The sequence below is a fragment of the Kribbella sp. genome (assembly GCF_035655035.1).
Classification (GTDB): domain Bacteria; phylum Actinomycetota; class Actinomycetes; order Propionibacteriales; family Kribbellaceae; genus Kribbella.
In genome coordinates this window covers 1-3,914 of record NZ_DASRVN010000598.1, presented here as the reverse complement: position 1 = coordinate 3,914, position 3,914 = coordinate 1, and the positions used below count along the sequence as shown (strand labels likewise).

General features: G+C 68.7%; 3 protein-coding genes, 1 tRNA gene and 1 pseudogene. 2 read left to right on the top strand and 3 right to left on the bottom strand.

What is annotated here, in order from left to right; all coding sequences use genetic code 11:
• Together VFF46_RS31745 and VFF46_RS31740 are read left to right on the top strand one after the other, a co-directional pair.
• Positions 1-496: helix-turn-helix domain-containing protein (locus VFF46_RS31745; protein WP_325040923.1), on the top strand; the 496-nt coding region annotated here is incomplete at its 5' end.
• A 91-nt stretch (positions 497-587) separates the two neighbouring features.
• A complete protein-coding gene (locus VFF46_RS31740) occupies positions 588-2,762 on the top strand; it encodes an MMPL family transporter (RefSeq protein ID WP_325040922.1) in 2,175 nt (724 codons plus the stop codon).
• On the opposite strand, the gene VFF46_RS31735 is transcribed toward VFF46_RS31740, so the two are convergent.
• The 3 genes and pseudogenes from VFF46_RS31735 to engA form a co-directional block, all read right to left on the bottom strand.
• Positions 2,670-3,566: a group I intron-associated PD-(D/E)XK endonuclease gene (locus tag VFF46_RS31735; RefSeq protein ID WP_325040921.1), complete on the bottom strand. Its 897-nt coding sequence runs from the start codon at positions 3,564-3,566 to the stop codon at positions 2,670-2,672. The genes VFF46_RS31740 and VFF46_RS31735 overlap by 93 nt on opposite strands.
• Positions 3,567-3,617: 51 nt before the next feature.
• A tRNA-Pro gene (locus VFF46_RS31730) sits at positions 3,618-3,692 on the bottom strand.
• 71 nt (positions 3,693-3,763) lie between these two features.
• Positions 3,764-3,914 (bottom strand): annotated as a pseudogene (gene engA, locus VFF46_RS31725) (ribosome-associated GTPase EngA); the annotation flags it as partial.

Sequence of the window (3,914 nt, the reverse complement as noted above, 5' to 3'; positions counted from 1 at the left end):
GGCGATGGACCTGTTCCAGGCGGCCGGCTACAACGCGACGTCGCTGCAGGACATCGCCACCGCGGCCGGCTGCTCGAAGGCGACGGTGCTGTACCACTTCAGCGGCAAGCCGGCCGTGCTCGCCGCCGTCCTCGAACCCGCCGCCGCCGACCTGGCCGGCCTCGTGAAGGCCGCGGCCGGGCTCCCCCGCGCCGCCGCGCAGGACCTGGCGATCGAGCGCTTCATCGACCTCGCCGTCGAGCACCGCGGCGTCGTCGACGTGCTGCAGGACATCCTCCCGGTCATCGAACAGATGCCCGAGATCGGTCCGCTGGTCGCGGACGGGATCCGGCTCACCGAGTTCCTGGCCGGCTCCGACGACCCGCTCGACCACGACCTCGCCAAGTTCGCCGTGAACGGTCTGCTCGGCGAGTGCCGGTATCCCGGCGAGCGCACCGACGACGAACTGCGAAGACTCTGCGACACCGCCCTGCGCCGGCTGCTCCGGCGCGACTGAACCCACAGCTGTTCCCGCCCACCGGCGCCGTGGCCGGCGGTCGCTCACCTCTGCCCGTACGCCGTACCGACCCGAACGGACGCACTTCCCGATGGCCAATCTGCTCTACCGGCTCGGCCGGTTCTCGTACCAGCGCCGCCGCCTGGTCGCCGCGCTGTGGGCGCTGTTCCTCGTCGTGCTGGGCATCGGCGCGCTGACCCTCGGCGGCAAGACCGCGAACACGTTCTCGATCCCCGGCACCGAATCGCAGCGCGCGCTCGACGCCCTCAAGCACGAACTGCCGGCCGCCAGCGGTGCGTCCGCGACGATCGTCGTCAAGGCGCCCGCGGGCAAGACACTCGCCGACCCGGCGGTCAAGGCCGCGGTCGGTACGACGGTCGCCAAGGCCTCGCAGGTCCCCGAGGTGATCGCCGCGATCGACCCGTTCACCAGCAAGGCGATCAGCCCCGACGGTACGACAGGCCTGATCAGCGTCCAGTTCGACAAGCCCGCCGACCAGCTGTCGAAGGACAGCAGCAACGGGTACGACGGACTCAGCGCGCTGAGCTCGGGCGACCTGCAGGTGGTGCCGGGTGGTCAGATCAAGGCCGGCATCCCCGAGATCGGCGCGACCGAGGTGATCGGTGTCGCGGTCGCGGCCGTCGTCCTGGTGATCACGTTCGGGTCGCTGGTCGCCGCCGGGATGACGCTCGTGACGGCGCTGCTCGGCGTGCTCGCCGGCATGGCCGGGTTGTTCATCGTGACTGCGTTCACCGACGTCTCGTCGACGGCGCCGATCCTCGCGTTGATGCTCGGCCTCGCGGTCGGCATCGACTACTCGCTGTTCATCAGCTCGCGGCACCGGTCGCAGCTCGGCGAGGGTATGGATCCGGAGGAATCGGTCGCACGGGCGACGGCGACGGCCGGGTCGGCAGTGCTGTTCGCCGGGGCTACCGTGGTGATCGCGCTGGCCGGGCTGTCGGTGGTCGGCGTACCGTTCCTGACCGCGATGGGGCTGGCCGCGGCGGCGACGGTGCTGACCGCCGTACTGGTCGCGCTGACCCTGCTGCCCGCGCTGCTCGGCTTCGTGGGGAACCGGGTGCTGCCTCGGAAGTTGCGCAAGGCGCCGGCCGCTGTGGCACCGGTGGAGGGGTTCGGTTTCCGCTGGGGACGGTTGGTCACCCGGTTGCGGGTGCCGATTGTTGCTGTCGGCATCATCGGGCTCGGGCTGCTGGCGATCCCGGCGAAGAACATGCAGCTCGCGTTGCCGGACGGTGCGTCGGCGGCGGCCGGGACCAACCAGCGGGTCGCGTACGACCTCACCGCGGCGGCGTTCGGGCCCGGCGCCAACGGGCCGCTCGTGGTCGTTGTGAAGAGCAACGATCCGGCGACGTCCGAGGCCGTCGTACAGCAGGTGCTCGGCAAGGCTCAAGGGCTGCCGGACGTGGTGGCGGCGCAGCCCGCGGCGGCCAGTACGGATCACACGACGCGGTTGCTGCAGGTGATCCCGAAGAGCGGACCGGCCAGCGCGGAGACCGCTGATCTGGTGAAGAACCTGCGCTCGGCGATCAAACCGCTCGCCACGGGTGGCGCCGAGATCTCCGTGACCGGCAACACCGCGGTCGGGGTCGACGTGTCGAACAAGCTGTCCGACGCGTTGCCGACGTACCTGTTCGTCGTGATCGGGTTGTCGTTCCTGCTGCTCCTGCTGGCGTTCCGGTCGGTGCTGGTGCCGTTGAAGGCGACGCTCGGGTTCGTACTGACGATCGGGGCGACGTTCGGGATCACGGTCGCGGTCTTCCAGGAGGGGCACCTGGCGAAGCTGGTCGGGGTCGACTCCCCCGGTCCGCTGGTGAGCTTCCTGCCGATCATCATGATGGGCATCCTGTTCGGGCTGGCGATGGACTACGAGGTCTTCATCGTTTCCCGGGTCCGCGAGGAGTTCGTGCACGGCCGGCACGCGAACGACGCCACCGTCCAGGGCCTCGGCCACGGCGCCCGGGTCGTCACCGCCGCCGCGCTGATCATGGCCTCGGTCTTCGCCGGCTTCATCCTGGTCCACGACCCGATCATCAAGGCGATCGGCTTCGGCCTCACGATCGGCGTCCTGATCGACGCCTTCGTGGTCCGGATGACCCTGGTCCCCGCCATCCTCAGCCTGCTCGGCGACCGCGCCTGGTGGTTCCCCCGCTGGCTAGACCGCCTCACCCCCCGAGTAGATATCGAAGGCGAATCCCTTCACCTCCCTGAGAAACCGCGAACCGACGAACTCGCCGGCGTACGCTGAGGCACGCCCCGGGGCATCAGCAACTGCCGGTGCCCCACCCAGCATGCTCGACGCATCCCCCACGCGGTACGGCAGGTAGCTCTCCGCCGAGATCCCTACCCGGCCGGCCAACACGGAGCTCGGGATCACATAGATGCTGCCGTCGCCAAGGACGATGAAGAACAGGTCGATCGAGTCGGGGTCGTACGGCATCTTGCTCGCGGACTTGTCCAGCACGTACGGCCGACGGCCGATACCGACATTCCAGTAGCCTTTGGCGGTACGAGCAGCGCACGACTTCACCTGCACACGCTGAATACCTTTGGGCGTCGTGACGAGCAGGTCGTAGGCCTGGGGTTCGATCGGCAACGCAACGGTGCATCCGCGCAGGGTGAACCAGGCCATCGCCAGTGCCGCCGCCGAATAGCGGAGCATCTCCGGCTGGACCGGCTCGTCGAACACCTCGTCCGGGGCCGACTTGGTGTGCGGCGACCTCAGATGGCTGCAGCCCAGGCCCAGTCTGACGGCATGGCCCTTGATCCGGACTCGCTCTGCTCCGTTGTCGACGATGCCGAGCGCCGTGATGACGTCCGCCCAGCAGCTCGACCCCGCCACGGCTTCGCGCAGCTGTTGATCGGACCAGCGCCGCTGCCCGGTGAAGTGTGACGTATCCAACTCCAGCCGCGCTGCATGCCGCCGGATCGTCGCCGCAGATGTGTCCTTCAAGCCCAGCGCGCGGGCAACCGCACGCCAGGACACGCTGTCCTGCACCGCCTGCCGCAGCTCGTCGTCGTTCCAGCGTCGTCGATCTCCGGTTGCACCCATGAGGCCAAACGTAATGAGGGGCACCGACAGAAATCGGTGCCCCTCAGGCGGTCGGGCTGCCGAGATTTGAACTCGGGATCTCGTGTCCCCCAGACACGCGCCCTAACCAAGCTAGGCCACAGCCCGCCAGCTCGCTCCGAAGACCGAACCGGGGTAAACCATACCCCATCCGGAGAGCAACTTCGGCAAGGGTCCGGTCAGCGTTTTTTGTTCTTTTGGCGGGCTCGGATCTGGACGTGGATCGGGCTGCCGACGAAGCCGAAGTCCTCGCGGAGGCGGCGTTCGATGAAGCGCTGGTAGGACGCCTCGATCTGGCCGGAGGTGAAGATCGCGAAGGTCGGGGGCATC